Below are 6,303 nucleotides of genomic sequence, written 5' to 3'. Positions count from 1 at the left end.
GTGGTAGATATCGTCGAGAAACGCGTTGAGCGCCATCACGCGCTGCTCGATGCCGAGCGACAGCCGGCTCCATTCCGCGCCCGAGATGATCCGCGGCACGATGTCGAACGGAATCAGGCGCTCGGCGGCCTGCGCGTCGCCGTACACGGCGAACGTGATGCCCGTCCTGCGGAACACGCCTTCCGCATCGTGGGCCTTCTGGGCGAGGCTTGCAGGGTTCTGCGTGTCGAGCCATGCCTTGACTCGCGAGTAGGGCGGGCGAACCTGATCGCCTGCAAGCATTTCGTCAAACGGTGCCATTGAATTTTCTCTTTTTCTGCGAGGCGGCCTGCTTCGGGCCGCAGGCCGTCCCCCGATTGCGCGTCGACTCAGTTGTCGCCCTTCTCGAGCACTTGCCGTGTCAGCGTGACCGACGGAATCGTCGGCTTGAGCAGCCCACGACGCGCGCGACTGCTCAACCACTTCCAGCCGGCCACGAGCAGCAGTGCGACCAGCGGGATCGACGCGATCGTCCACGTCCCGTTCGGGTAGTCGAACGCCATCAGCACCAGTACGCCGAGCAGGAACAGCAGCGTGAGCCACGATGTGACGGGCGCGCCCGGCATCCTGAACGGCACGTCCTCCACCTCGCCGCGCCTGACCGCCGCGCGGAACTTCATCTGGCACACGACGATGAAGCCCCACGTGCTGATGATGCCGAGCGACGCGATGTTCAGCACGATCTCGAACACGCTCGACGGCACGAGATAGTTGAGCAGCACGCCGACCACGTAGATCGCGACCGTCACCAGAATGCCCGCGTACGGCACGGATTGCGCGCTCATTCGGCCGAGGAACGCCGGGGCCGAGCCGCCCATCGACAGCGAACGCAATACGCGCCCGGTCGAATACAGGCCCGAGTTGAGGCTCGACAGCGCCGCCGTCAGCACCACCAGGTTCATCACCGAGCCGATGCCCGGCACGCCGAGCGCGCCGAAGAACGTGACGAACGGGCTCTGGCCCGCCTTGTATGCGCTCCACGGCAGCAGGCAGACCAGCAGCACCACCGACGCGACGTAGAAGATCGCGATGCGCCAGATCACGTTGTTGATCGCGCGCGGCAGCACCTTGCGCGCGTCCTTGCATTCGCCGGCGGCCGTGCCGACCAGTTCGACGCCCGCGAACGCGAACACCACGCCCTGCACCAGCACCAGCGCCGGCATCAGTCCGTGCGGAAAGAAGCCGCCGTTGTCGGTGATCAGATGCATGCCGGTGTCACGGCCGGCGACCTGCACGCCCGTGCCGAGGATCACCGAGCCGATGATGAGAAACAGCACGATCGCGGCGACCTTGATCAGCGCGAACCAGAACTCCATCTCGGCGAACCACTTCACGCCGATCAGGTTCATCGTCGCGACGATGCAGAGCGCGACGAGCGCGAAGATCCACTGCGGCACGGCCGCGAACGGCGCCCAGTAATGCATGTACAGCGCGACGGCGGTGATGTCGACGATGCCGGTCATCGCCCAGTTCAGGAAGTACATCCAGCCCGCGACGAACGAAGCCTTCTCGCCGAGGAATTCGCGCGCGTACGACACGAAGCTGCCGCTGCTGGGGCGATGCATCACGAGTTCGCCGAGCGCGCGCAGGATCAGGAACGAGAACGCGCCGCACACCAGATAGACGATCGCGAGCGACGGCCCGGCGGCCTGCAGACGGCCGCCCGCGCCGAGGAACAGACCGGTGCCGATCGCCCCGCCGATCGCGATCATCTGCACCTGTCGATTGCCGAGGGTCTTGTGGTAGCCGGCTTCGTGCGATTCGAGCCAGCTGCGTTTGTCGGTTTCGCCGGTTGTCGACGGTTCGGGAATCGATGCCATGACGGTATCCTCGTGCACGGATGTAATTGGATTCATCCCGATCGCGAGACGATCGGGACCACCGGTACCGGAGGATCAGGGTGCGGAATCAAGCGCACCCATCCTGATTGCGATTCACCGATCTTGGCGAAAAGCGCGGTATGTCGCGAACTTATTCAGCCGTAATTCCCATCACAAACAGAATGCGAATTTGGACTAGGCCTGTTCGAATTCCTGCATACGGGCCTCGGCCATCGCGCCGCAAAGTGCGTTAGCGGGCTCGTCGCGTGCGACGCCGCATATCGCGCGGGCGTGATTGTCGTTTCGATTTTTCTGTTTTCGTGCGACGCCTGATAGTCCCCTGTTGACCGCGTACACGTGCTTAAGCCAACCGGAGATCTGCTCGGGCGACCATTGCAGCCGGAGCTTGCTTGCCACGACTTGGGCGAGTTCCCGGTTTCAGACGAACTTGCAGACTTGGGGGCGACGGGCTCGCTCCCAGGCAAGTTCGTCAGCATTGTTCGCCCGATAGCCCTGCATACCTCCGTTCCGCTTGAGCTCGCGGCCGATGGTGGACGGAGTGCGTCCGAGCCGATTCGCAATCGCGCGAATCGAATCACCAGCAACCACTGAGCGCGAGATCTTGCCAATCTTGAGCGGCGCCGTTGCTTCGGCTGTATGCCGCTCGTTTCGGCCAGAATCCGCTGTACGGAGGAATGCCTCCAATCAAACAACTGTGCGATTTGCTGCAGCGACTCGCTCTTGCGCCAGCGCCCTTACAGTAGTGATTTTCGACTATCTGGATGGTAGATCCGCCGTCTCTGTTTCATTGCGACACTCCTTGCTGCTATGCAGCTTCAAGTGTGCTGCATCGACGGGTTGAATCCGCATCCCAAAGCTCTCGCGATGCAATCGTAGGCATCCTGACTTCCGCGAAGTCGGCTTGCCGTATCCGGACACGCATGTACTCGTAGAGGACGCGATAGAGGATCATGCCGCGCGGATACCAGAAAATGGCGCCCGGACTGTCGTCCTGCTGGTGAATCAGATCGAGTCTGTTGCCAAGCACTCGATGATCGAAATCGTCCATCAAGTTCTCCGTCGACGTTCGGCGCCGGTCGAACGGAGCATGAAAAAGCCCCATCCGTTTCCGGCGGGGCTCCTGGGGATGGCGTGACGCACCGGCCTACTACGCGCAACCTCCCCCCCGGCCCGCCCTTGGCGGTCGTGGTGGTGGTCGTGACGAAACGTGCGTTCATGAGACGAATCAAGGCAAGTCTCGTCGTGTGTCAATCACGTACTCGAACTGCGACGCATCGTGGGTACTCCGGCTCGATCTATCGATTGAAAACCCCATGCCGGTGTCAGGCACATCCTGACGCCCAGGAACACCAGCCCGGCCGGTGCGATGGAGCCGCCGTAGAACAACCCACGCCGTGACGTCTGTTTCCAACGGCGAGAACGCGAACCCGACCGCCGGCATGCCCAGCCCGACCCCGGCGCGCTCCGCGACGTATGACACGCCAATGACGTGATCGCGCGATGCCGCGGGTGACGATTGCAGCAATGAGTAGTAGACCGTCTCCGAGACAAGGCCGCGCGGACATTCAGGCTAGTCGTCTGCGTATGCGATGTGACGCGGGGATCCCGTGGGCACCCGGAAAAGATGTCCTAAGGCACGGGACTTCCCAGAAAATTCGTTCTTGGGAAGAACCGGCAGGCCGAGCGGGGCCGGCAGCCGAGCGTTGGCGTGGCTCCGCAAGGCACGCATATGCACTCACGCGCTCAGGAGGCGGCATCCTTTAATGAATGAACTGTGTAAGCAGAGCTAGCACACCCAATCCCGCTATGACACTGAGCAACGCGTTGCGCCAGCGAAGGTAGCTGAGCGCCACGACCGCGAGCGCAATGACTTCCGCGCCGAGCGGTGCCGTCGAATGGCTTCCCGACAGCGAATGCGTGACGAGAATCACCATCACGCATAGCGGAAGGTCTCGATTCAGCGTCGTCATCCATGAGCTGCGAAGCACTGAACGGTGCAACAAGAGCGGCAGCGCCCGCAGCGCAATGGTCAGCACGCCCATGATGCCGACCGCCAGCCAGTTTTCAGTCGTTCCAATCATTATTTCAGCCCCCGGTTACCGCCCATCGCCAGAGGGAATGCAATCGCTCGCGCCAACAACAGGACCAAACCGATTCCCAATGAAACAATCAATGCATAGTCCGGGAACATCGCCTTCGCGACGAAGTACGCTCCGACACCGATGGCGGCCGGTGCCCAGCTGCGTCGAGCCAGATACTGCTCGATGGCGAGAATGGCGAAGAGCGCTGGCAGCGCAAAATCCAGGTTGGGAATCCACCGTGAAACATGATTGCCGAGTAGAACGCCCAGCACCGTGCCGCCGATCCAGTAGCCATGATTGACCAAGCTAATCGCCGTCGACAAAGACTGTCGGTCGGCCTCGGGTACGGTCAACAGTACGGAATAGTTTTCATCGGTGAGCGCCGCGATGACATAGCACCGGCCTACAAGCGACTTCGGAAGATGATCCAGCAGTGGAATGGCGTAGAGTATGTGTCTCAAATTGATCAGCAGCGTGCTGAGGGCAACCGTGCTCAAGCCGCTTGCGGCGACAAGCATCGGAACCGCGGCGAATTGCAGCGCGCCGGCGAATATGAACACGCTCATCGCGATCACGAGCACGGGCGAAAGTCCCGCCTGACACGCGAGTACGCCAAACGCAAAACCGGTTGGAATGTAGCCCATCCCGACCGGCGTCGTGAGGCGCACGATCAGTTTTCGCCTGCTTGTCATCGTGTCATTGTCCAATCTCGACGGATGACGCGTCGTGCACCAGCGCATCCGATGTCTTGTAAAGCGAAAACGATTTGATCAACGGACGAATCGTTTCCTCCGCGCCAAAGAGGCCGACACACACCATGCGGTTCTCCCCGGGCGAGGCTGACAATGTCGCCGATTGCTGCTCGGACGCGCTCGCACCAAGCATCGAATCGATAAAGACATTGTGTACGACATCCGCCTGCTTCAGCTGCGCCACCAGCTTTTCCAGCTGGCTCGAGCGCTTCGCGCGAAGCACGATGACGGGGTACTCGCTAATGCGGCTTTCTACGCCAAATGCTGGGCTTGGATAAGGCAGCAAGTTCCAGGATTCGGCGCCGTTCGTTCCCGCCAGACCAAGCATGGTATGGGCGACGGCATTGAGAATGGTAGGCGCCGGAAACTCCGAATTGACGACCAGCACCGCTTTTTTGGAATTATCGAGATATTTTATTTTAGCTCTCCTGAGTTAATCGCGGAATTCACCGGCTTATCGAGTCCGCGCACATTCGGGATCGAATACGTACAGGTAACGCTTTCGAGCCATGAAAACTGATGCTCGATCATCCCGCGCATGCCCCACAGCTCGCGCAGCGCAAAGCCGGCCCGATCCCCGCTGTCGATTGCCGCTTGTCGCAGGTACAGACTCCGTGGCCAGTCTCGCGAGTTCTGGCCCGCCATATGTGCCAGATGATGCCAGTCATGCGCGGGGAGATCCGAGACTAGGCAAGCGACCCGCACCGGCAGATGAAACACCAGCATCCTTGCCACCCATCCGGCCACGCAAAGGACATGAACGAACCGACCGTACCCATTGCTTCCAGATGCGAGTAACGGAAACCGCTCTCCGCAAAATCGGCCCCAGCACCGGCTGGCGTATTCATGCCAGTCGGCAACCGGCGCTCCCGCAATATTCCAGGCATGTTCAGTCAGGAATTGCAGCAAAGCGCTGACATGATAGATGAAAAACATGGGTACGAGCACGGCAATGATATAGGCCTTCCATCCGGCCAATACGATCAGCGCGGCATGACCTGCCAGCATTGCCGACGCTACAAGCGTCTCAACCAACCTGTTGCGCAGAAACACCGATTCGAGGCGCGCACGCGCAAACATGATGTGGAACACGGGGCTCGCGATCGTCATCCAGAGATTTACCCAGAGTTCGCCTCTCTCCCGCCCCGGGATGAAGCCGAGCTTTGCCAGAAAAGCGGCATCGGCATCGCGTTCGGTCGTAAAAATATCCGAATTGTGATGCTCGAGGTGCTCCCTGCGATACTCCACCCCGTTCTGTACGAAGATCAGTGACGGTATAAGCCGCGCATAGAGCTTGTTCAGCGACGGGCGCTCGAACAGCCGATTGTGGATCGCGTGATGTAGATGGGTGACTTGCATCTTCCGGAGCAAACCAACCAGAACAAGCCAGCCCACGACGATAGCGATCCATGTCCCCAGGGTATCGCGGAAGGCGAGCGCGACGAGGGCCCCAAAAACGACCACGCTCGACGCGAAAGTCACAACTACGTCCAGCGTCCGAGGGACACCAAACGGCCGCTCGGCCGCGTCGAGGGGTTTGCCCGTCATCCAGGTCAGGACAGGTTGCACGATACCCGGCAAACCGCGCAT

The 6,303-nt window shown here is 60.8% G+C and carries 9 protein-coding genes; all 9 read right to left on the bottom strand.

The features are described from left to right. The coding region (locus NQV17_RS34645; protein ID WP_257775688.1) for a circularly permuted type 2 ATP-grasp protein at positions 1-300 on the bottom strand (300 nt) is incomplete at its 3' end. 68 nt (positions 301-368) lie between these two features. Next, positions 369-1,859, bottom strand: coding sequence for an L-asparagine permease (gene ansP, locus NQV17_RS34640; protein ID WP_124530291.1), 1,491 nt, complete (start codon positions 1,857-1,859; stop codon positions 369-371). A 195-nt stretch (positions 1,860-2,054) separates the two neighbouring features. After that, positions 2,055-2,276: a hypothetical protein gene (locus NQV17_RS38215; RefSeq protein ID WP_374692794.1), complete on the bottom strand. Its 222-nt coding sequence runs from the start codon at positions 2,274-2,276 to the stop codon at positions 2,055-2,057. 21 nt (positions 2,277-2,297) lie between these two features. Continuing rightward, positions 2,298-2,468 (bottom strand): helix-turn-helix domain-containing protein, encoded by a 171-nt coding sequence (locus NQV17_RS38210; RefSeq protein WP_374692795.1) that lies wholly within the window; start codon positions 2,466-2,468, stop codon positions 2,298-2,300. 217 nt (positions 2,469-2,685) lie between these two features. Next, on the bottom strand, positions 2,686-2,928 hold the full coding sequence (locus NQV17_RS34630; RefSeq protein WP_257775687.1) for a hypothetical protein: 243 nt from the start codon (positions 2,926-2,928) through the stop codon (positions 2,686-2,688). Between the two features lie 712 nt (positions 2,929-3,640). After that, positions 3,641-3,961, bottom strand: coding sequence for an AzlD domain-containing protein (locus tag NQV17_RS34625; RefSeq protein WP_257775686.1), 321 nt, complete (start codon positions 3,959-3,961; stop codon positions 3,641-3,643). Beyond that, the gene (locus NQV17_RS34620) at positions 3,961-4,653 is read right to left on the bottom strand and encodes an AzlC family ABC transporter permease (RefSeq protein ID WP_257775685.1); all 693 of its coding nucleotides are present in this window, start codon (positions 4,651-4,653) and stop codon (positions 3,961-3,963) included. Before NQV17_RS34620 ends, NQV17_RS34625 begins: the two co-directional genes overlap by 1 nt. 4 nt (positions 4,654-4,657) lie before the next feature. Next, positions 4,658-5,101 (bottom strand): DUF2000 domain-containing protein, encoded by a 444-nt coding sequence (locus NQV17_RS34615; RefSeq protein WP_257775684.1) that lies wholly within the window; start codon positions 5,099-5,101, stop codon positions 4,658-4,660. A gap of 26 nt (positions 5,102-5,127) precedes the next feature. Next, positions 5,128-6,303: a fatty acid desaturase gene (locus NQV17_RS34610; RefSeq protein ID WP_257775683.1), complete on the bottom strand. Its 1,176-nt coding sequence runs from the start codon at positions 6,301-6,303 to the stop codon at positions 5,128-5,130.

The sequence above is a fragment of the Burkholderia sp. SCN-KJ genome, assembly GCF_024656005.1.
In the GTDB taxonomy this organism is placed as follows: Bacteria; Pseudomonadota; Gammaproteobacteria; order Burkholderiales; family Burkholderiaceae; genus Burkholderia.
This window is presented reverse-complemented; position numbering and strand designations above follow the sequence as displayed.